24 protein-coding genes are annotated in these 20,911 nt (G+C 53.9%); 14 read left to right on the top strand and 10 right to left on the bottom strand.

What is annotated here, in order from left to right; genetic code table 11:
• Nucleotides 1-38 precede the first annotated feature (38 nt).
• From solA to mdtH, 7 genes are all read right to left on the bottom strand, one after another.
• Nucleotides 39-1,157 carry an N-methyl-L-tryptophan oxidase gene (gene solA, locus C3432_RS07330; RefSeq protein WP_103775988.1) on the bottom strand — a complete coding sequence of 373 codons (1,119 nt, stop codon included), beginning with the start codon at nucleotides 1,155-1,157 and terminating at the stop codon, nucleotides 39-41.
• A 114-nt stretch (nucleotides 1,158-1,271) separates the two neighbouring features.
• Complete coding sequence (gene bssS / locus C3432_RS07325) at nucleotides 1,272-1,526, bottom strand: biofilm formation regulator BssS (RefSeq protein ID WP_103776936.1); 255 nt, start codon at nucleotides 1,524-1,526, stop codon at nucleotides 1,272-1,274.
• Nucleotides 1,527-1,822: 296 nt separating this feature from the next.
• Complete coding sequence (gene dinI / locus C3432_RS07320; protein WP_103775987.1) at nucleotides 1,823-2,068, bottom strand: DNA damage-inducible protein I; 246 nt, start codon at nucleotides 2,066-2,068, stop codon at nucleotides 1,823-1,825.
• A 75-nt stretch (nucleotides 2,069-2,143) separates the two neighbouring features.
• Nucleotides 2,144-3,190, bottom strand: a complete 1,047-nt coding sequence (gene pyrC, locus C3432_RS07315; RefSeq protein WP_103775986.1) for a dihydroorotase — start codon at nucleotides 3,188-3,190, stop codon at nucleotides 2,144-2,146.
• A gap of 104 nt (nucleotides 3,191-3,294) precedes the next feature.
• A complete protein-coding gene (locus C3432_RS07310) occupies nucleotides 3,295-3,855 on the bottom strand; it encodes a lipoprotein (protein ID WP_103775985.1) in 561 nt (186 codons plus the stop codon).
• A gap of 131 nt (nucleotides 3,856-3,986) precedes the next feature.
• Nucleotides 3,987-4,634 (bottom strand): glutaredoxin 2, encoded by a 648-nt coding sequence (gene grxB, locus C3432_RS07305; protein WP_103775984.1) that lies wholly within the window; start codon nucleotides 4,632-4,634, stop codon nucleotides 3,987-3,989.
• A gap of 63 nt (nucleotides 4,635-4,697) precedes the next feature.
• Nucleotides 4,698-5,906 (bottom strand): multidrug efflux MFS transporter MdtH, encoded by a 1,209-nt coding sequence (gene mdtH, locus C3432_RS07300; protein WP_103775983.1) that lies wholly within the window; start codon nucleotides 5,904-5,906, stop codon nucleotides 4,698-4,700.
• 296 nt (nucleotides 5,907-6,202) lie between these two features.
• On the opposite strand from mdtH, the gene rimJ reads away from it, so the two are divergent.
• The 4 genes from rimJ to murJ all read left to right on the top strand — a co-directional run bounded on the left by rimJ (nucleotide 6,203) and on the right by murJ (nucleotide 10,228).
• Nucleotides 6,203-6,787 (top strand): ribosomal protein S5-alanine N-acetyltransferase, encoded by a 585-nt coding sequence (rimJ, locus tag C3432_RS07295; RefSeq protein WP_103775982.1) that lies wholly within the window; start codon nucleotides 6,203-6,205, stop codon nucleotides 6,785-6,787.
• A 128-nt stretch (nucleotides 6,788-6,915) separates the two neighbouring features.
• On the top strand, nucleotides 6,916-7,563 hold the full coding sequence (locus tag C3432_RS07290; protein WP_103775981.1) for a YceH family protein: 648 nt from the start codon (nucleotides 6,916-6,918) through the stop codon (nucleotides 7,561-7,563).
• Between the two features lies 1 nt (nucleotide 7,564).
• Entirely contained in the window at nucleotides 7,565-8,488 is a 924-nt protein-coding gene (locus tag C3432_RS07285; protein ID WP_103775980.1) for a Gfo/Idh/MocA family protein, read from the top strand.
• A gap of 204 nt (nucleotides 8,489-8,692) precedes the next feature.
• A complete protein-coding gene (gene murJ, locus C3432_RS07275) occupies nucleotides 8,693-10,228 on the top strand; it encodes a murein biosynthesis integral membrane protein MurJ (protein ID WP_103775978.1) in 1,536 nt (511 codons plus the stop codon).
• A 92-nt stretch (nucleotides 10,229-10,320) separates the two neighbouring features.
• Here murJ and flgN read toward each other — a convergent pair whose 3' ends face one another.
• The 3 genes from flgN to flgA all read right to left on the bottom strand — a co-directional run bounded on the left by flgN (nucleotide 10,321) and on the right by flgA (nucleotide 11,793).
• A complete protein-coding gene (gene flgN / locus C3432_RS07270; RefSeq protein WP_103775977.1) occupies nucleotides 10,321-10,743 on the bottom strand; it encodes a flagella biosynthesis chaperone FlgN in 423 nt (140 codons plus the stop codon).
• Between the two features lie 4 nt (nucleotides 10,744-10,747).
• On the bottom strand, nucleotides 10,748-11,041 hold the full coding sequence (flgM, locus tag C3432_RS07265; protein WP_103776935.1) for a flagellar biosynthesis anti-sigma factor FlgM: 294 nt from the start codon (nucleotides 11,039-11,041) through the stop codon (nucleotides 10,748-10,750).
• A gap of 92 nt (nucleotides 11,042-11,133) precedes the next feature.
• Nucleotides 11,134-11,793 carry a flagellar basal body P-ring formation chaperone FlgA gene (gene flgA / locus C3432_RS07260; protein WP_103776934.1) on the bottom strand — a complete coding sequence of 220 codons (660 nt, stop codon included), beginning with the start codon at nucleotides 11,791-11,793 and terminating at the stop codon, nucleotides 11,134-11,136.
• Nucleotides 11,794-11,950: 157 nt separating this feature from the next.
• On the opposite strand from flgA, the gene flgB reads away from it, so the two are divergent.
• From flgB to flgK, 10 genes are all read left to right on the top strand, one after another.
• Nucleotides 11,951-12,367: a flagellar basal body rod protein FlgB gene (gene flgB, locus C3432_RS07250; RefSeq protein WP_103775976.1), complete on the top strand. Its 417-nt coding sequence runs from the start codon at nucleotides 11,951-11,953 to the stop codon at nucleotides 12,365-12,367.
• Nucleotides 12,368-12,370: 3 nt separating this feature from the next.
• Complete coding sequence (gene flgC, locus C3432_RS07245; RefSeq protein WP_103775975.1) at nucleotides 12,371-12,775, top strand: flagellar basal body rod protein FlgC; 405 nt, start codon at nucleotides 12,371-12,373, stop codon at nucleotides 12,773-12,775.
• A gap of 11 nt (nucleotides 12,776-12,786) precedes the next feature.
• Complete coding sequence (flgD, locus tag C3432_RS07240; protein ID WP_103775974.1) at nucleotides 12,787-13,485, top strand: flagellar hook assembly protein FlgD; 699 nt, start codon at nucleotides 12,787-12,789, stop codon at nucleotides 13,483-13,485.
• Nucleotides 13,486-13,499: 14 nt separating this feature from the next.
• The gene (flgE, locus tag C3432_RS07235; RefSeq protein ID WP_103775973.1) at nucleotides 13,500-14,783 is read left to right on the top strand and encodes a flagellar hook protein FlgE; all 1,284 of its coding nucleotides are present in this window, start codon (nucleotides 13,500-13,502) and stop codon (nucleotides 14,781-14,783) included.
• 20 nt (nucleotides 14,784-14,803) lie between these two features.
• Nucleotides 14,804-15,559, top strand: a complete 756-nt coding sequence (locus C3432_RS07230; RefSeq protein WP_103775972.1) for a flagellar basal body rod protein FlgF — start codon at nucleotides 14,804-14,806, stop codon at nucleotides 15,557-15,559.
• A 13-nt stretch (nucleotides 15,560-15,572) separates the two neighbouring features.
• Entirely contained in the window at nucleotides 15,573-16,355 is a 783-nt protein-coding gene (gene flgG / locus C3432_RS07225; RefSeq protein ID WP_103775971.1) for a flagellar basal-body rod protein FlgG, read from the top strand.
• A 55-nt stretch (nucleotides 16,356-16,410) separates the two neighbouring features.
• A complete protein-coding gene (gene flgH, locus C3432_RS07220; RefSeq protein ID WP_103775970.1) occupies nucleotides 16,411-17,109 on the top strand; it encodes a flagellar basal body L-ring protein FlgH in 699 nt (232 codons plus the stop codon).
• Nucleotides 17,110-17,121: 12 nt separating this feature from the next.
• Nucleotides 17,122-18,219: a flagellar basal body P-ring protein FlgI gene (locus C3432_RS07215; RefSeq protein ID WP_103775969.1), complete on the top strand. Its 1,098-nt coding sequence runs from the start codon at nucleotides 17,122-17,124 to the stop codon at nucleotides 18,217-18,219.
• A complete protein-coding gene (gene flgJ / locus C3432_RS07210) occupies nucleotides 18,219-19,169 on the top strand; it encodes a flagellar assembly peptidoglycan hydrolase FlgJ (RefSeq protein ID WP_103775968.1) in 951 nt (316 codons plus the stop codon). Before C3432_RS07215 ends, flgJ begins: the two co-directional genes overlap by 1 nt.
• A 65-nt stretch (nucleotides 19,170-19,234) precedes the next feature.
• Nucleotides 19,235-20,899, top strand: coding sequence for a flagellar hook-associated protein FlgK (gene flgK, locus C3432_RS07205; RefSeq protein ID WP_103775967.1), 1,665 nt, complete (start codon nucleotides 19,235-19,237; stop codon nucleotides 20,897-20,899).
• Nucleotides 20,900-20,911: the final 12 nt, after the last annotated feature.

The raw sequence follows: 20,911 nt of genomic DNA, 5'->3' as shown, positions 1-20,911 counted from the left end.
CCTAAAAAAACGACCCCGGTAGTGAGGCCGTTTGTTCATTATTGTTCAAAACGGGCAAGACTGAAGGGACTCAGGTCAAAGGCTGGGGCTTTATCCTGGGCAAAATCTGCAGCGATTTCTCCCAGTACAGAGGCAAATTTAAATCCGTGACCGCTCAGACCCGTGATCACCAGAGTATTATCGTGTCCGGGCAAAGTATCGATAATAAAGTCCTCATCTGGTGAGTTATCGTAGGTACAGGCTGCACCGTGCAGACAGCAACCGATGCCGGGCAGAATATTACGCAGAAACGGGAAGGCTTCGGCACCATCAGTGGCCACCGCGGCAAACGGTTTGCGTTCTTGCGGAGTACTGATAGGTTGCCCGCCGTTATGTTTGCCGATTTTTAGCGCGTCGTTTTCTGCCGGGAAACCGTAGTACTGGTCGCCATTTGGCAGTTCGCCGGTAAAGGCAGGGAAGTTGTTTTTACTGCTGTAGCGACCATCGGCCTGATACCATGCAAACACTTTACGCACTGGCTGAACAGGAAGCCCGGGGATTAATGACTGCACCCATGTACCTGCGCTAACTAACGCTTTCTTTGCGCTGTACTGACCATCGGCCGTATCAATGGTAATACCGTCCTCATTATGATGAATGGCGGTGACAGGGCAGTTGAAAAGCTGCGCGCATCCCGCTTCTTCCGCCAGTCTGATCCAGGTTTTGATCGCCAGTTCACTGCGCAGGAAACCGGAATCAGCTTCAAACAGGCCAAGGTAATCGTCCGGCACGCGGATTTCAGGCCAACGCGCCATAATGGCTGCGGCGTCCAGTTGTTCGACATTTAGTTGCCACTGGCTGGCGCTGCGGGCGACGTTGGCAAGAAATTCTGAATGGGCAGGACCGAGATTGATCACACCGGAGCGAACAAAAATCGGATCTTCATTGTGCGTGGATAACTCATCCCACAACGTCCGGGCGCGAAGAACCAGCGGTACATATTTCTCACCTTCGCCATAAGCGTGACGGATTAATCGCGTGTCACCGTGATGGCTACCCTGCTGGTGGGGCGGCATATCGGCGTCCGTCATCAGAACCTTTAACCCGGCGCGAGTGGCATAATAGCCAGCGGCTGCGCCAACGGAACCACTGCCAATAATGATTAAGTCGTATTTCATTAGTTTCTCTCTGCTATCGCGATTCAGGCAGAGTAATTAAGTGAACTCAGATATACAACCTGGAATTGAAAGAGGCACCATAAAGGTGCCTCCTGGTAGATGGCCGACGCATTATCAGTGACGCCGGTACTCATTTTCCTGGTAATCGCCAGATTCGATTTTGGCGATTCCTGCTTCTAATATCGAAATAAATTGTCGTGCAACATCGGTGGTTAACCAGAGCGTTTGCCCCACTTCAGTCCCATCAGGTTCAGGGCGATTCGGAGTCTGGTAATGCAAACGCAACATCAGCGCATCATAGCTATCAACGGTGCTGATGTCCCACCCTACGAGCGGATGAGTCTGTATGACTTCATTATTTTTTTCCATCATGCCCCCTAATTCGTGTTACAAGACAACGGTTTTCGAGGTTCAATGCGTTGTTATCTGAAGCAACTTCAGTATACCAATAGATAAAGGTATTGACTGAATATTTAAAGAGGTAAGAGCATAAATTTCTGCATTTTAAGAATTCATGAACAAAAAAACGGCATCTTGTTCATTTTTTTTGGCATATTGTGCAGTTATTTTGCGGAAGATAAGAAAATATAATCCGTTGCGCAACTTATCACGGTGAAAAAAGCCGGGGCGACCCGGCAAAAACAAACATCAAGGCACAGGATTTTTTATTCTTTAATGAACCAGTCATCCGCGCTTTCCCACGTTTCCTGCAGGATTTCGCTGATGCGTTCTTTATCTTCTTTTGTCGCGCCAATCACGGACAAATTATTGGCTCCGGCATAGCGAACGGTAACGTTGCCGTCATTCTCTGGAAAGTGGTGCTGAATACGGCGGGAGAGTTCACCTGCCAGCGCGTCGATCGCACCGGCAGGCAAAGGTGAAGTTTTGGCTATGGTGACTTCAATACGCATAATGGCCCCCTGTTGAATATACTGTTTATTTATACAGTTAAAATAAACCAGTAGCAACAGCTGGCCTTACATTTTTTATTTTTTGACCGACCAGCGCACCGTTTCACCGCCGAGGAACGGCACCAGAGTGTCATCCGTCAGCGCGATGCTTTCCGGCACCTGCTGCTCTTCGCGTATCAGCTCAATAACGCTCTCATTGACCGGCAAGCCGTAGAACGTCGGCCCGTTCAGTGAGCAGAAGGCTTCAAAATGCGCCAGAGCATTCATCTCTTCAAATACGGTGGCGTAGCTGCCCAGCGCCGTTGGGGCGTTAAAGCAACCGGCGCAGCCGCAGCTGGACTCTTTACGATGACGCGCATGGGGAGCGGAGTCGGTACCCAGGAAAACGCGCTTAAAACCACTGGCGACCAGCTCACGCAATGCCTGCTGGTGCACATTACGTTTCAGAATTGGCAGGCAGTACAGGTGCGGGCGAACGCCGCCAACCAGCATGTGGTTACGGTTAAACATCAGGTGTTGCGGCGTAACTGTCGCGGCTAACAGCTCATTTCCGTCGCGAACGTACTCAGCCGCATCTTTGGTGGTGATATGTTCAAAGACGACTTTCAGGGCGGTCAGGCGTCGACGAAGCGGTTCCATCACCGTTTCAATAAAGCGTGCTTCGCGATCGAAAATATCGATATCCGCATCGGTAACTTCGCCATGCACCAGCAAGGGGATGCCCAGTTTTTCCATCCGCTCCAGTACCGGCATGATGGTATCAACCGAAGTCACGCCATGGCTGGAGTTGGTCGTGGCATTGGCAGGGTACAGCTTAGCGGCAGTGAAAACGCCCTCGCTGAAACCGCGTTCCAGCTCATCCGGGTCCAGGGAGTCCGTTAAATAGCAGGTCATCAATGGGGTGAAATCATGCCCGGCAGGAACGGCATCAAGGATGCGCTGACGGTAAGCAATGGCCGCGTCAACCGTGGTGACCGGCGGCGCCAGATTCGGCATAACAATCGCGCGAGCGTAAATTTCACTGGTATAAGGCACGACAGTTTTCAACATGTCGCCATCGCGAAGGTGAAGGTGCCAGTCGTCTGGGCGGCGGATCTTTAATACCTGGGATGGTGCTGTCATCTCTATGCTCCGGCTGAGGGGGGGCTTTTTTGCCGGAAACAAAGGATAAGCGGAAACGTTTTCGTTTGCACGAAAAAAAAGGCGCATCAGCGCCTTCTGTTTCATTAATCGGTGAACGGGATGATAATTTCGCCAGGTTTCACCTCAATACCTTTAGCCAGTTTTTTCGCCAGCGCTTCGCCCTTAGTGCTGTCTTCACGCAGAATATAGGCCGGTTGCTGGTTAAAATAGTTACGCAGCGCCTGATTCAGGTAAGGGGTCAGGGTTTGCAGCACTGACTGCATTTTTTCTGGTGTAACCGTCGCATCAACAACTTCCATTTCCTGGAGGAAAATCGCCCCTTTTTCTTTATCGAATACCGGCAACGCCTTTAGCTTCAGCTTCATCGTTGCTTTTTGGCTACCAAACAGGGAATTCATATCCAGATTAGCATCGCCGGTTAAGGTCACTTTATTTGGCTCTTCGCGACCAATCTGGCTGGCAAGATTACTCAGCACGATATGCGCGTCGGCAACGCCCGGCAAACCAATGTCTTTGGAAAAATTATTGTGCTTTTCCAGCGCCTGATTAATTTCTTGTTCGCTTACTGTGTACTGGGTGAGTTGGTTGCAACCCACCAGCAGGCCGCCGACAATCAGGGCAGCGGCAATAAAAATCTTTTTCATGGGGTTCCTCAACATGAAGCCAGCGTCATAATCCTGACACAAAGCAGCATGTAGCACTAGCGCAAAAGGCACCAGCAGATAAAACTGAAAACAGCGGCGGCGTTGTGTTGCCGCGCCGCCGCTCGCGGTAATTAAATCGCCATTGATGATAACAGATTGATTTGCGTCTGTTTTGCCATATTGTCGCGATAATCCGCCACGCGAGTTGGCCAGGTAATGCCAGCGACCAGCGTGAGGTTACGTAACAGCGGGAAGAGCTGGATATCATCCTCAGAAAGTTCGCCATTGACGGCGTTCGGCTTCACGATGAGTTTATCCAGCGTGCGAAGGTCGTCGCTGATTTTCTTCGTTAATCCGGTGGAGTGGGCGAGGTGATCTGCGAAGCTGCCGACAGAAGCCTCTTTTTTCTCCGTAAAGTATTTGCGTGCCGCAGGCGTTGAGAACTCGTCAAACGCGGATTTGGCAAAACGCGGCAGGAGCAGATGGTTGGCGTAGGCGTTTACTTTGCGCAGCCACTCCTCGATAGCGGGGTTTTTCTTCCCGGTCAGCAGCGGTTTCCCGTCAATGTTATCAACGTAATGAACGATATCCATACTTTCCGCCATATAGCGGCTGTCATCTTTCTGTAGGATGGGCACCATTTTCTGGCCGATCATGCGGGTCGGCGTTTCATCGTCGTCATTCTGCAGGACGTTCAATTCCACGGGGATGTTCTTCAGACCAAAAATCATGCGGGCTTTGATGCAGAAAGGGCAGTGATCGTAAATATAAAGCTTCACGTTTCTCCTCCATTTGACTGTCAGTTCCCTTTCAGTATGGAGGAGACGCGTACAGGTATCAAATCAGGCGCCGGGTTCCAGCATCCGGCGCGGCGTTCGTTTGTGACTGAACTGCCAGCCGAGCGCAATGAAGGTGATCCCCCCAATAATTCCCAGCATCATCCACGGTAGTTCAGGCTGTTGCAGTTGTTTCCCCATATCGAACAGCCAGCCGCCGCCGATATAACCAATCGCGCCGCCAATGGCGAGCCCCAGACGGCTAAAGCCCATATAACTGCCCCGAGCCCGGGCATCCGCCAGCGATGCGCTGAGCGTTTCGCGCGCCGGTTCGGCGATGATCGAACCAATATAGAAAGTACAAATAAGCGTGAACAGTTGCTGTAAATCACTCACCATTCCGATGGGCAGCATACTTAACGACATCACTAATAACCCCGCCATCAGGCGATGTTCGAGACGGAAACGTTTTTCGCTCCAGCGCGCAATCGGGTAGAGCAGCGTCAGCGAGAGGCATGCTTCAATAGCGTACATCCATTTTACCGCTGCGGGTGAACCGGCGATGTCGTTCACCATAATGGGTAACATCAGCATGACCTGAACTGCCAGCATGTAATAGCCTGCCAGCGTCAGCACATAGGTGACGAAACGTTTGTCACACAGTACGCGACTCATCCCTTCACGCACCGGAATACGCACAGTGGATAACTTCCATGCGGGCAGCAGCCAGGCGTTGAACGCCGCACAGAGGACGAACAGAATTGCCCCTGTGGCACAAACCAGACGGAAGTCGTATTGCAACAACCAACTGCCGAGCAGGGCGCCGATAACCGCCCCGGCACTGTCCTGCATCATTAGCAGAGAAAAGAAACGTCCACGCTGTTCCGGACGAATCAGTTTTACCACCAGCGCAGAGCGCGGGGGATCGAACAGTGTGCCGCCTAGGCCGGAAAGAAAACAGGAAAACCACAGTAGCCAGGGCTCGTGGGCGATCCCCATCGTCGCAAACCCGGCGGCGCGCATCAGCATACCAGTGACAATCATCGGCTTGGCACCAAAGCGGTCGGCAATGGCGCCGCCGAATATCCCCAGACCTTGCTGAATAAACTGGCGCAGACCCAGGGCAATACCAACCATCACGGCAGCCCAGCCCATTTGGTCGACGAAACGAATCGAGATCAGCGGGAATACGACGAAGAAACCCAGCACGACCAGCATGTTATCAATAAGCAGGAAATATTTACCCAGGTTCCTCGCCTGCGAGACACGCGACATTTCCCCTCCCGGGAAATACACTCGTCATACTTCTGGCTGCGGCTATATTGGCTGCAACGCGAATTACGGAGAGTTTAAAAGATAAGCACCTTCTATTCTGCGGTTTCGCTGTCTCTTTTCCCACCCTCAGCAAGACAATATTTTTTAATCAAAAGCCCGTCTTGATAGAGAGATTTCATCAAAATGTGTGAATAATCCAAAAAATGGCGTTTTGCACTTTTCACAGGGCCTGGTTGCACAGGTATAGTTAGGCTATCAGGGTGAACTGAGACGTTACAGGAAGGAGTAGGTATAGAATGTTTGGCTATCGCAGCAACGTGCCAAAAGTGCGCTTAACTACCGACCGTCTGGTCGTTCGTCTGGTGCATGAGCGTGATGCCTGGCGTCTGGCAGATTATTACGCGGAAAATCGTCATTTCTTAAAACCCTGGGAGCCTGTTCGTGACGAAAGCCACTGCTATCCTTCAGGCTGGCAGGCAAGGCTCAGTATGATTAGCGAGTTTCATAAGCAGGGCTCCGCATACTATTTCGCCCTGCTCGATCTGGAAGAAAAAGAAGTCATCGGCGTGGCGAATTTTTCTAACGTCGTGCGCGGCTCTTTTCACGCCTGTTATCTCGGATACTCCATTGCGCAAAAGTGGCAGGGGCAAGGACTGATGTTCGAAGCCCTGACTGCGGCTATTCGCTATATGCAGCGTACACAACATATTCATCGAATTATGGCAAACTACATGCCGCACAATAAGCGCAGCGGCGATTTGCTGGCGCGGCTTGGCTTTGAGAAAGAGGGCTACGCGAAAGATTACCTGTTGATTGATGGTCAGTGGCGCGATCACGTGCTGACGGCATTAACGACAACAGAATGGACGCCCGGTCGTTAAACATCTGGCTTTCGTATTTGCCATTTGTACACCGCTTGCTGCTCGCGTACCGCGTGTACGCCTGGTGGCTGCATGCGGTCGCGTTTCAACGATTGCACCAACTGAACCCGATTATAAAGGAGACCAGGATGAAATATGAACTTACCGCCACGGAAGCGCGTGTGATTGGCTGCCTGCTGGAAAAACAGGTTACGACGCCGGAACAATATCCGCTCTCCGTTAACGGCGTGGTGACCGCCTGTAACCAGAAGACAAACCGCGAACCGGTGATGAATCTGGCGGAACAAGAGGTGCAGGAGCAGCTCGACAACCTGGTGAAGCGTCATTTCCTGCGCACGGTTAGCGGCTTTGGCAATCGGGTGACCAAATATGAGCAGCGTTTTTGTAACTCTGAGTTTGGTAATCTGAAGCTGAGTCCGGCTGAAGTGGCGCTGGTAACCACGCTGTTATTGCGTGGTGCGCAGACGCCTGGAGAATTGCGCAGCCGCGCGTCACGGATGTATGAGTTCAGCGATATGGCGGAAGTGGAAAATACGCTGGAGCAGCTGGCTGGTCGCGAAGATGGTCCCTATGTCGTGCGTCTGGCGCGCGAGCCGGGTAAACGTGAAAGTCGCTATATGCATCTTTTCTGTGGCGAGGTGGACGAGCAGTCGCTTCCCGCTTCCGGGACGCAGGCAAATTCGGGCGATCTGCAGGCCCGTGTTGAAGCGCTGGAAAGTGAAGTCGCAGAGCTGAAACAGCGACTCGATTCACTTCTGGCTCATCCGGGAGACTAAGGTGAAAAAACTCCGTATTGGCGTGGTGGGACTGGGCGGTATTGCGCAAAAAGCGTGGCTCCCGGTGTTAGGTGCTGCGACGGACTGGACGCTGCAGGGTGCCTGGTCTCCGACGCGTGATAAAGCACTGCGCATTTGCGAAACGTGGCGCATCCCGTATGCCAGTTCGCTGAAGAGTCTGGCGGCCGACTGTGACGCCGTGTTCGTACATACCAGCACCGCCACACATTATAATGTGGTGAGTGAGCTACTTAACGCGGGGGTTCACGTCTGCGTGGATAAACCCCTGGCGGAAAACCTGCACGATGCGGAAAAGCTGGTGGAACAGGCGATGCGGAAAAACCTGACGCTAATGGTGGGGTTTAACCGCCGGTTTGCGCCGCTCTATCGTGATTTAAAAGCATTGCTCACTGATGCCGTCTCGTTGCGAATGGACAAACATCGAATCGACAGCGTTGGGCCGCACGATCTGCGTTTCACGCTGTTGGATGATTATCTGCATGTCGTGGATACCGCCTTATGGCTGGCCGGTGGCAAAGCGCAGCTCAAGGATGGGACGCTGCTGACTAACGACTCTGGCGAGATGCTCTATGCGGAACATCACTTTTCGGTGGAGCAACTGCACATCACCACCAGTATGCATCGTCGTGCCGGGAGTCAGCGCGAAAGCGTGCAGGCCGTGACCGACGGCGGCTTATATGATGTGATGGATATGCGCGAGTGGCGAGAAGAGCGCGGGCAGGGCGTGGTAAACCGGCCTATTGCGGGTTGGCAAACCACTCTGGAGCAGCGTGGATTTACCGGGTGCGTGCGCCATTTTATCGAATGTGTGCAAAATCAGACGGTTCCGGAAACAGCAGGTGAGCAGGCGATTCTGGCTCAGCGCGTGGTTGAAAAGCTGTGGCGAGACGCAATGTGCGAATAACCCCCTGTAACATCTGGCGGTAGTATTTCATCATAATCCAGGTACTATATGCCAACTCAAAATAACGCCTCCTGTAGACCTGATAAGACGCGGTAGCGTCGCCATCAGGCATAGCGACATTGCCGGATGACGGAGACAACGCCTTATCCGGCCCACGGTTTGTCCACGCAGGGGCTTTGCTCCAGGGTCTGGAATACAACAGAAATGAATTTATTAAAGTCGCTGGCCGCCGTCAGCTCGATGACCATGTTTTCACGTGTGCTTGGCTTTGCGCGTGATGCGATCGTCGCCAGGATTTTTGGCGCAGGAATGGCGACCGATGCTTTTTTTGTCGCGTTTAAACTGCCCAATCTGTTACGTCGCATATTTGCTGAAGGGGCGTTCTCCCAGGCCTTTGTCCCTATTCTCGCCGAATATAAAAGCAAACAGGGCGAAGACGCAACGCGGGTGTTTGTCTCTTATGTCTCCGGGTTGCTGACGCTCGCGCTGGCGGTGGTCACCGTTGTCGGGATGCTGGCGGCACCCTGGGTCATTATGGTCACTGCGCCTGGCTTCGCGGATACCGCAGACAAGTTTGCACTCACCACGAAGCTGCTGCAGATTACCTTTCCTTATATTCTGCTCATCTCTCTGGCCTCGCTGGTGGGGGCGATTCTCAATACGTGGAACCGCTTCTCTATCCCCGCTTTTGCCCCCACGTTTTTGAACATCAGCATGATTGGCTTCGCGCTTTTCGCCGCGCCGTATTTCAACCCGCCGGTGCTGGCGCTTGCGTGGGCGGTCACCGCAGGCGGCGTGCTGCAACTGGTTTATCAGCTGCCGCATCTGAAAAAGATCGGTATGCTGGTGCTGCCACGCGTTAACTTCCGTGACGCCGGCGCAATGCGCGTGGTTAAACAGATGGGGCCCGCAATCCTTGGCGTTTCCGTCAGCCAGATCTCGCTTATCATCAACACCATTTTCGCCTCGTTTCTGGCGTCGGGTTCGGTGTCATGGATGTACTACGCCGACCGTCTGATGGAGTTTCCGTCCGGTGTGCTGGGCGTGGCGCTGGGGACTATTTTGCTGCCGTCGCTGTCGAAGAGTTTTGCCAGCGGTAACCATGATGAATACTGCCGCCTGATGGACTGGGGCCTGCGCCTGTGTTTCCTTCTGGCGCTGCCGAGCGCCGTGGCGCTGGGAATTCTCTCCGGGCCATTGACCGTTTCTCTTTTCCAGTACGGCAAATTTACCGCTTTTGATGCGCTGATGACCCAGCGCGCCTTGATTGCTTACTCCGTAGGCTTGATGGGGCTGATTGTGGTGAAAGTGCTGGCGCCGGGATTTTATTCGCGTCAGGACATTAAAACACCGGTGAGAATCGCCATTGTGACGCTGATTATGACCCAGTTGATGAACCTGGCGTTTATCGGACCGCTGAAACATGCCGGGCTGTCGCTGTCAATTGGTCTGGCGGCCTGTCTGAACGCGGCTCTGCTGTACTGGCAATTGCGTAAACAAAAAATCTTCACTCCCCAGCCGGGATGGATGCGCTTTTTGTTCCGTCTGGTGATCTCCGTGCTGGTCATGTCGGCAGTGTTGATCGGTATGCTGCATATCATGCCGGAATGGTCGCAAGGCACGATGCCGTGGCGAATTCTGCGCCTGATGGGGGTGGTGTTTGCCGGTATCGCAGCTTATTTTGCTGCGCTGGCGGCGCTGGGCTTTAAGGTAAAAGAGTTTGCACGCCGGACGGCGTAACGGAAATGTATTGCCGGATGGCGTCGTTCCGCTTTATCTGGCCTGTAAATCATTCGGGCCTGATAAATAAGCGAAGCGCCATCTGGCAGTCATCAGATGGAGATTTTTTTACCGCCACGATGGGGCGCTGATGTCTGGCCGTTAGCGCCGTATAGCGTGGGTTCCTGGTGAGGTTTTAACACCTCCAGCGTCTGAGTATTACGCTCAATTTGGCCTTCCAGCAGCCAACCGTTGTGCTGGTTCAGCTCCCGTAAATGCTGCGTTTTTTCCGTGATTGTCTGCCAGCGTCCGGCAATATCGTCATTCGCACTACGCTTCGAATCCTGTTCCTGGCGGCGCTGCTGTTCCAGATAATCGAGGGTCGCCAGCAGAGAGCTTTTCTCTTCTGTAATGCGCTGAAGCTGGCTGCCGTTAATGTGACCCGCGGAAAGCAGCTGTTGCTCGGCATCCATCACCCTTTTCAGGTCGTTCAGGATAGCCGTCATACGATCCAGTATTTCTGACAGACGAGTCATACGGTTATTTACTCAGCAGATAGCTCTGGGCATCAAGGAGCAGCGAGTCAGCAATTTTACCCGTGTCCATTTTCAGCTCACCGTTACGAATTGCGGTTTTCAGCGCTTCAACGCGTTCCATGTTGATGTCACCGGAGCCCGGCTGCATCAGTTTCGCTTGCGCATCGCTTAACTTCACGCTGGTGCTGGTCGCCGTGGAGGTTTTTTCCTGACGCGTTTTTTGCACCTGCTGATCGCTGGTTTCGCGAGTCTGGACAGTGCTAACGGGCTTCAAAGGCGAGGTACGGTCAATACTCATTTTATCATCCTCATCGAGGGGTTATGCTGTAGCGGCCAGCTATCATTATTTGTTCAGTATCTATCGGCAGAGGCTACAAAATCTTTAACTTATTATAGGTTAATAAGAATATTCCCATCAGCATCGACGGTTCCACTCACTACCTGACCCGATAACATCCGCACGCGCGCGTTTTGCGCTACAGCGGCATTGTTTAATGCCTTGCCTTCGGCATTGACGCTAAAACCCTCACCGCTTGCCACCACCATCACCCGTTGGCCCGCTTTAATTCGCCAGGCCTGGCGCAGCAGAGTGAGTTGTATCGGCTGACCCGGCGCAAGATCGCGCAGGCTAACCGCATCCTGAATCTGATTGATATCCAGGACGGTGCGCGGCGGGAGCTGATCCAGTCGGCCCCGTTTTAGCGTTACGCTGGCAGCATTTAGCGTACCGCCCTGGGGAACCGGGACGGAAGCCACCACATAATTTCCGGTCGCCTGGACGTTCACCTGCAAATAACGCTTTTCGTTAGCGCAGCGCGCCAGCACGTTCACATTCCCCCACAGCTTGCCGCCGTTCGCTACGCTCAGCGCGGGCTGCTCACAGCCAGGCAGAAGGTTTGGCGCGGTACGAAGAGTAACGGTCACGTCATCGCTGTACCCGGCCAGACGCTCGGCAAACAGCGCTGTCAATTGTTCGTTCAGGTTCTGCGCTATCGTCAGAGGGCTGAACAGCAATGCAGCCATGGCTATTCCACGTTTTAACGATTGCATCATCACCTCACGCCAGTTTTAGCAATGACAGGATTCTACTCGCGCGGCTTCTCCATCAACGCAATAAATAGCGAGTCATTTTGCGTTTATTCCGCCGATAACGCACGCGTACTGGGATTTAAGCTGTCGACTGAATTTTGTCACTTGCGGAGGAGATATGCTCGATAAGCTCGATGCCGCCTTACGTTTTCAACAAGAAGCGCTGAATCTGCGTGCCCAACGCCAGGAAGTGCTGGCGGCCAATATCGCCAATGCGGATACGCCTGGATATCAGGCACGTGATATGGATTTTGCCAGTGAGTTAAAAAAGGTCATGGTGCGGGGGCGGGAAGAAACCAGTCGCGTTTCATTGACATTGACCTCTGCACAACATATTCCCGCTCAGACCGTCTCCTCTCCTTCTGCGGATTTGCTTTACCGCATCCCGGACCAGCCGTCGCTGGACGGCAACACCGTTGATATGGACAGAGAACGGACGCAGTTTGCGGATAACAGCCTGAAATACCAGATGAGCCTGACCGCACTGAGCGGGCAAATCAAGGGCATGATGAACGTGCTGCAGGGGGGGAACTAATCCGTGGCGCTGTTAAACATTTTTGATATTGCAGGCTCGGCGCTGACCGCACAGTCTCAACGCCTGAACGTAGCCGCCAGTAACCTGGCTAACGCCGACAGCGTGACCGGACCGGACGGTCAGCCGTTTCGCGCGAAGCAGGTGGTATTTCAGGTTGATGCTGCGCAGGGAGCCGCCACCGGCGGCGTTAAGGTAGCCGGTGTGATCGAAAGCCAGGTGCCGGACAAGCTGGTTTATGAACCCGGCAATCCGCTGGCGGATGCCAACGGTTACGTGAAGATGCCGAATGTGGATGTGGTTGGCGAAATGGTGAACACCATGGCGGCTTCCCGCAGCTATCAGGCAAACGTTGAAGTTCTCAATACCGTGAAAAGCATGATGCTTAAAACGCTGACACTCGGCCAGTAAAGGAGACACGTATGTCCATTGCCGTAAATGTTAACGACCCCACCAGTTCCGGCGTCAGGAACGCTACCGGCAACAGCTCGCTAACCGGCAGCAACGCCGCGGATCTCCAGAGCAGTTTTCTGACGCTCCTGGTGGCGCAATTGCAAAACCAGGATCCCACTAATCCAATGCAGAACAACGAACTGACGACGCAGCTGGCGCAGATCAGTACCGTCAGCGGCATTGAGAAACTGAACACCACGCTGGGTTCGATTTCCGGGCAAATTGATAGCAGCCAGTCGTTGCAAGCTGCGGCCCTGATTGGTCACGGCGTCATGATTCCAGGCACCACCATTCTTGCGGGTAAAGGTTCTGAAGAGGGCGCAACCACCACCACGACGCCGTTTGGCGTGGAGTTGCAGCAGCCTGCGGATAAAGTCACCGCCACCATTACCGATAAAGACGGCAAAGTGGTACGCACCATCGAGATAGGCGAACTGAAAGCAGGCGTTCATACCTTTACGTGGGATGGCTCGCTGACGGATGGCACGACCGCACCGAACGGTTCTTATAACGTGGCGATCACCGCCAGCAACGGCGGTACGCAACTGGTGGCGCAGCCGCTGCAATTTGCGTTGGTGCAGGGCGTTATCCGTAGTAATGGCGGAAACACGCTCGATTTAGGCACCTACGGAACCACCACCCTCGACGAAGTACGGCAGATAATCTAAATCAGGAGTAAGTCATGGCCTTTTCTCAAGCGGTTAGCGGTCTGAACGCTGCAGCCACCAACCTCGATGTCATTGGTAACAACATCGCCAACTCCGCCACTTATGGCTTTAAGTCAGGCACCGCCTCTTTTGCTGACATGTTCGCCGGTTCAAAAGTGGGGCTGGGCGTAAAAGTCGCTGGTATCACGCAGGACTTCACTGATGGCACCACCACGAACACCGGTCGAGGCCTGGATGTGGCTATCAGCCAGAACGGTTTTTTCCGCCTGGTAGACAGCAACGGTTCCGTTTTCTATAGCCGTAACGGTCAGTTCAAGCTCGATGAAAACCGTAATATCGTCAACATGCAGGGTATGCAGCTGACAGGCTATCCGGCAACCGGTACGCCGCCGACCGTTCAGCAGGGGGCAAACCCCGGGCCGATTACCATCCCGAATACGCTGATGGGCGCGAAAAGCACCGATACCGCCTCGATGCAGATCAACCTGAACTCTTCGGATAAGGTGCCCGCGAATACTCCGTTCAAACCCACTGACGCTGATAGCTACAACAAACGCGCGCCGCTGACCGTTTTCGACAGCCAGGGTAACCAGCACGACATCAACGTTTATTACGTTAAAACCGGTGATAACACCTGGGATGTCTGGACCCAGGATTCCAGCGTGGCCAACTCTCCGCTGGTGAAATCCTCACAAATGCAATTTGATGAGAATGGCGCGCTGACAAGCGTGACCGGATACACCGAAGTTGCGCCTGTACCTCCGGCCACGGAACCTACGTGGACGCTCAACGCCACACCTAACGCAACTCCGTCATTCAGCATTACCACCGGTACGGTTAACGGCGCAGATCCGGCGACGTTCACCCTGAGCTTGCAAAACTCCATGCAGCAAAATACCGGCACTAACGCCGTTATTGCCACCACGCAAAACGGCTATAAGCCGGGCGATCTGGTGAGTTATCAGATTAACGACGACGGCACGGTAGTGGGGAACTACTCCAACGAACAGCAACAGGTTCTCGGCCAGATTGTCCTGGCGAACTTTGCCAATAATGAAGGCCTGGCCTCCCAGGGCGACAACGTCTGGGCAGCAACTCAGGCTTCCGGCGTTGAGCTGCTGGGGACGGCGGGTAACGGCAACTTCGGCAAGCTGACAAACGGCGCGCTGGAGTCCTCAAACGTGGATCTGAGTAAAGAACTGGTGAACATGATTGTCGCTCAGCGTAACTATCAGTCGAACGCGCAGACCATCAAAACCCAGGATCAGATCCTTAACACGCTGGTTAACCTGCGCTAAGCGCCTGACGGGATAGCTTAATGGATCACGCAATCTATACCGCGATGGGCGCCGCCAGCCAGACGCTGAATCAGCAGGCGGTGACGGCCAGCAACCTGGCGAACGTCTCTACTCCGGGATTTCGCGCACAGCTGAATGCGCTGCGCGCGGTACCTGTTGAAGGGCTCTCATTACCGACACGTACGCTGGTGACGGCGTCCACCCCTGGGGCCGATATGACCCCTGGGAAAATGGACTATACCTCACGCCCGCTTGACGTGGCGTTGCAACAGGATGGCTGGCTGGCAGTTCAGACCGCTGATGGCAGGGAAGGGTATACCCGTAACGGGAATATCCAGGTCGACCCTGGCGGTCAACTGACGATTCAGGGGCATCCGGTGATAGGTGAAACCGGCCCTGTTGCGGTACCGGAAGGGTCAGAAATCACCATTGCGGCGGATGGGACTATCTCCGCGTTGAATCCTGGGGACCCGGCCAATACGGTCGCACCGGTGGGACGGCTTAAGCTGGTGAAAGCACAGGGCAATGAGGTGCAACGCGGGGATGACGGTATGTTCCGCCTTACTGCGACCGCGCAGGCGGCGCGTGGTCCTGTCCTTCAGGCCGATCCGTCGATTCGCGTGATGTCCGGGGTACTGGAAGGCAGCAACGTCAGTGCGGTATCCGCCATGACCGACATGATTGCGAACGCCCGCCGTTTTGAAATGCAGATGAAGGTTATCAGCAGCGTGGATGACAACGCGGGCCGTGCTAACCAACTGCTGTCGATGAGTTAATACAGGACACTTTATGATCAGTTCATTATGGATCGCCAAAACCGGCCTGGATGCGCAGCAAACGAACATGGACGTCGTGGCTAACAACCTGGCCAACGTCAGCACCAATGGTTTCAAACGCCAACGCGTGGTGTTTGAGGATCTGCTTTACCAGACGATTCGCCAGCCCGGCGCGCAGTCTTCTGAACAGACCGTACTGCCTTCAGGTCTGCAAATCGGCACCGGTGTGCGTCCGGTTGCCACAGAGCGTCTGCACAGTCAGGGCAACCTGTCGCAGACCAACAACAGCAAAGATGTCGCCATCAAAGGGCAAGGGTTCTTCCAGGTGATGCTGCCGGACGGAACCTCCGCGTATACCCGCGACGGCTCGTTCCAGGTTGATCAGAATGGTCAACTGGTGACGGCCGGTGGTTTTCAGGTGCAACCGGCAATCACGATTCCGGCCAACGCCCTGAGCATCACGATTGGCCGTGACGGCATCGTCAGCGTGACCCAGCAGGGACAGGCGGCACCGGTACAGGTCGGACAGCTCAACCTGACCACCTTTATGAACGACACTGGCCTGGAAAGTATTGGTGAAAATCTGTACGCCGAAACGCAATCTTCTGGCGCACCCAACGAGAGTACGCCGGGGTTAAACGGCGCAGGCTTGTTGTATCAGGGCTATGTTGAAACCTCCAACGTTAACGTGGCGGAAGAACTGGTCAATATGATCCAGGTTCAGCGCGCTTACGAAATTAACAGTAAAGCAATTTCAACCTCCGATCAGATGTTGCAAAAACTGACCCAACTCTAAGGTGTTGTCCGGTGGGGGCGACCCCACCGGCACCCTGATTCAGAAGATGAAGGCAATGCATAAAAACGCTGCGCACCGTTACCCGATTATGGCCCTGCTGGTGGTATCACTGTCAGGATGTGCCTGGATCCCTTCCACTCCGCTGGTGCAGGGCGCGACCACTGCGCAGCCCGTGCCGGGGCCGACGCCGGTAGTCAATGGATCCATTTTTCAGTCCGCGCAGCCCGTTAATTATGGCTATCAGCCGCTGTTCGAAGACAGACGCCCGCGCAATATTGGCGATACGTTGACGATTGTTCTGCAGGAAAACGTCAGCGCCAGCAAAAGCTCCTCCGCTAACGCCAGCCGCGATGGCAAAACAAACTTTGGTTTTGATACCGTCCCGCGCTATCTGCAGGGGTTATTCGGCAATGCGCGTGCGGACGTAGAGGCATCTGGCGGTAACGCCTTCAATGGGAAAGGCGGCGCTAACGCCAGTAACACCTTTAGCGGCACGTTGACCGTGACCGTCGATCAGGTACTGGTCAATGGCAACTTACATGTGGTGGGTGAAAAACAGATTGCCATTAACCAGGGCACTGAGTTCATCCGCTTCTCCGGGGTTGTAAACCCACGCACGATTAGTGGCAGCAACTCGGTGCCGTCAACGCAGGTGGCGGATGCACGCATCGAATATGTCGGTAACGGCTATATCAACGAAGCACAGAACATGGGCTGGCTACAGCGTTTCTTCCTTAATTTGTCGCCGATGTAAGCGAGGTTCCCGGTGTTTAAATCTCTTTTGGCTTTCGTACTGGTTCTGGTCACCACTCTGGCGCACGCCGATCGCATTCGCGATCTCACCAGCGTGCAGGGCGTACGGGAAAACTCGCTGATTGGTTATGGGCTGGTGGTCGGGCTGGATGGTACCGGCGACCAGACCACCCAGACGCCGTTTACCACGCAAACACTCAACAACATGCTCTCACAGTTGGGAATAACGGTGCCGACAGGCACTAATATGCAATTAAAAAACGTCGCAGCGGTGATGGTTACCGCACAGTTCCCGGCGTTTGGGCGCCAGGGACAAACGATCGATGTGGTGGTTTCCTCAATGGGCAACGCCAAAAGCCTGCGCGGCGGCACACTGCTGATGACGCCCCTGAAAGGGGTTGATAGTCAGGTTTACGCCCTGGCGCAGGGAAACATTCTGGTCGGCGGTGCGGGAGCGTCCGCAGGCGGCAGCAGCGTGCAGGTTAACCAGCTTAACGGTGGGCGAATCACCAACGGCGCAACCATCGAACGTGAATTGCCAAGCCAGTTTGGTGCCGGAAATACCCTTAATCTGCAATTGAATAATGAAGATTTTACCATGGCGCAGCAGATTGCTGACACCATCAACCGTTCTCGCGGGTTTGGCAGCGCCAGCGCGCTGGATGCTCGCACAATTCAGGTTCGGGTGCCGAGCGGTAACAGCTCACAGGTGCGTTTCCTGGCCGATATCCAGAATATGGAGGTGAACGTCACGCCGCAGGATGCGAAGGTGATCATCAACTCCCGGACCGGCTCGGTGGTGATGAACCGCGAGGTTACGCTGGATAGTTGTGCTGTGGCTCAGGGAAATCTCTCTGTGACGGTGAATCGTTCGGTGAATGTCAGCCAGCCGGATACGCCATTTGGCGGCGGGCAAACCGTGGTGACGCCACAAACGCAGATTGATCTTCGCCAGAGCGGCGGCTCGCTGCAAAGCGTGCGTTCCAGCGCCAACCTGAACAATGTGGTACGCGCACTCAACGCTCTCGGAGCCACGCCGATGGATCTGATGTCTATTCTGCAATCCATGCAGAGTGCGGGCTGCCTGCGCGCCAGACTGGAAATCATCTGATGACGGGAGACAGCAAACTGCTCGTCAGCGCCGCCTGGGATGCGCAATCGCTGAACGAGCTGAAAATTAAAGCCGGGCAGGATCCTGCGGCGAATGCACGGCCCGTTGCCCGTCAGGTTGAAGGGATGTTCGTCCAGATGATGCTGAAAAGTATGCGGGAGGCGTTGCCAAAAGACGGGATGTTTAGCAGCGATCAGACGCGTCTGTATACCAGCATGTATGACCAGCAAATTGCCCAGCAGATGACTGCCGGAAAAGGACTGGGTCTGGCGGAAATGATGGTTAAGCAACTCACGCAGGGGCAGGAGCAGCCCGGAGAAGAAACGGCTCAGGTACCGATGAAGTTTCCGCTGGAAACGGTGACCAGTTATCAAAATCAGGCGTTGACGCAGCTGGTTCGCAAAGCGATACCGAAAACGCCAGAAAGTAATGACGTGCCGCTTTCGGGCGATAGCAAAGACTTTCTGGCCCAGCTTTCACTTCCGGCGCGTCTGGCCAGTGAACAGAGCGGCGTGCCGCACCATCTGATTCTGGCGCAGGCGGCGCTGGAGTCCGGGTGGGGGCAACGACAGATCCGTCGGGAAAACGGTGAGCCCAGCTTCAACCTGTTTGGTGTGAAAGCTTCCGCGAACTGGAAGGGACCGGTGACAGAGATAACCACCACCGAATATGAAAAGGGTGAAGCGAAGAAGGTGAAGGCGAAATTCCGCGTTTACAGCTCGTACCTGGAGGCGTTATCGGATTATGTCGGGCTGTTGACCCGCAATCCGCGCTACGCCGCTGTCACCACGGCATCCACCGCCGAGCAGGGGGCGCAGGCATTACAGAATGCCGGGTACGCGACCGATCCCAACTATGCGCGCAAACTAACCAATATGATTCAGCAGCTAAAATCAATGAGCGACAAAGTGAGCAAAACATACAGCAGCGGGCTCGATAATCTCTTCTAAATCGCTCAAGTACGACAATCAGCTGCCGATAATGACCTGTAACTGAAGGATTAAAAGGAACCTCCATGTCCAGCTTGATTAACAATGCCATGAGCGGACTCAGTGCAGCACAGGCTGCGCTGGCGTCAGTCAGTAATAATATTACCAACTATAACGTCGCGGGATACACCCGACAGACCACTATTCTGGCGCAATCAAACAGTACGCTGGGCGCGGGAGGTTGGGTGGGTAACGGTGTTTACGTTTCTGGCGTACAGCGTGAGTATGACGCATTCATTACCAATCAGTTACGTGCGGCGCAAAATCAGAGCAGTGGGCTAACCACTCGCTATGAGCAAATGTCAAAAATAGATAATCTGCTGGCCAACAAAACCAGCTCGCTCTCGACATCTTTGCAGGATTTCTTCACCAGTTTGCAAACGCTGGTGAGTAATGCGGAAGATCCGGCGGCGCGTCAGGCCATGATTGGCAAAGCCGATGGTCTGGTAAACCAGTTTAAAACGACCGATCAATATCTGCGCGATCAGGATAAGCAGGTCAATATCGCCATTGGCGCCAGCGTCGATCAAATCAATAACTATGCTAAACAGATAGCCAATCTGAATGACCAAATATCACGTCTGACCGGCGTGGGCGCCGGTGCTTCGCCGAACGATTTGCTCGATCAGCGTGACCAGCTGGTTAGCGAGATGAATAAGATCGTGGGCGTGGAGGTGAGCGTTCAGGATGGTGGAACCTATAACGTCACGATGGCGAACGGTTATACCTTAGTGCAGGGAAGCAATGCCAGGCAGCTGGCAGCGGTACCTTCCAGTGCGGATCCAGGCCGTATTACAGTGGCATACGTTGACGATCTGGCTGGAAATATTGAAATTCCGGAGAAGCTGCTCAATACCGGATCGTTAGGGGGGTTGCTGACTTTCCGCTCACAGGATCTGGACCAGACGCGTAATACTCTGGGGCAGCTGGCGCTGGCGTTTGCTGACGCGTTTAATAATCAGCACAAACAAGGTTTTGATGCCAATGGTGATGCGGGTACCGATTTCTTTGGTATCGGTAGCCCGTCAGTGCTCAGTAATACCAAAAATACCGGTACCGCGACGCCAGTCGCGAAGGTAACCGATAGCTCCGCCGTGCAGGCGACCGACTATAAAATGGTGTATGACGGGACGAAATGGCAGGTCACCCGACTGTCTGACAATACCACCTTCGAGGCCACCGCAACCGCAGGTAAACTCTCTTTTGACGGGCTGGAAGTGGATGTCGGTACCGGGGCAAATGCCAATGACAGCTTTACCTTAAAACCGGTCAGCAATGCCATTATTAACATGTCGGTTAAAGTAAGAGATGAGTCAAAAATCGCCATGGCCGGTGAGTCTATTCAGGATACCAATCCGGATATTGATACGGGTAAAAGCGATAACCGTAACGGTCAGGCGCTGCTGGATTTGCAAAGTAACAGTCATACGGTTGGCGGTTCAAAATCCTTTAACGATGCATACGCTACCCTGGTGAGCGACGTCGGTAACAAAACCGCTACGTTGAAAACCAGTAGCACCACTCAGGCAAATGTGGTGACACAGCTTTCAAACCAGCAGCAATCGATTTCTGGCGTCAACCTTGATGAAGAGTATGGCAACCTGCAACGTTATCAGCAGTACTACCTGGCAAACGCGCAGGTGCTGCAGACCGCCAATTCGCTCTTTGATGCACTTCTGAATATCCGCTAAGGAGAGGGAGAT

It is taken from the genome of Citrobacter amalonaticus, from assembly GCF_002918555.1.
In the GTDB taxonomy this organism is placed as follows: Bacteria; Pseudomonadota; Gammaproteobacteria; order Enterobacterales; family Enterobacteriaceae; genus Citrobacter_C; species Citrobacter_C amalonaticus_A.
The sequence above is the reverse complement of the archived record's forward strand: the minus strand, read 5'-3'. Positions and strand labels throughout refer to the sequence as shown.